The 369-nt window shown below is 53.9% G+C and carries 1 protein-coding gene; it reads left to right on the top strand.

Annotated features, from left to right (window positions below; translation table 11 throughout):
* The coding region (locus HPT30_RS00610; RefSeq protein WP_175369654.1) for an Ig-like domain-containing protein at positions 1 to 369 on the top strand (369 nt) is incomplete at both ends.

Genomic DNA, 369 nt, shown 5'->3' with positions numbered 1-369 from the left:
GAAGCCAGCAACTCACAGCGACAGTCGATGTCGTTGGTGACGCAGAGACCACGGTTACGTGGAGTAGTAGTGACGCCAGTAACAAAGTAGTGGTGGACAACACAGGTAAAGTAACCGTAGCTGCGAATGCGGCACCGGGTAATTATACGATTACAGCCACGTCGATAGCAGACGCAACGAAGAAAGCCAGCGCGACGATCACGGTGACGGTGGCATCAGCAGTCAATAGCGTGAGTGTCACTCCGGGTAGTGCAAGTGTGGTGCAAGGAGGAAGCCAGCAACTCACAGCGACAGTCGATGTCGTTGGTGACGCAGAGACCACGGTTACGTGGAGTAGTAGTGACGCCAGTAACAAAGTAGTGGTGGACA

The organism is Paenibacillus agri (assembly GCF_013359945.1).
Lineage (GTDB): Bacteria > Bacillota > Bacilli > Paenibacillales > Paenibacillaceae > Paenibacillus_AQ > Paenibacillus_AQ agri.
This window is presented reverse-complemented; position numbering and strand designations above follow the sequence as displayed.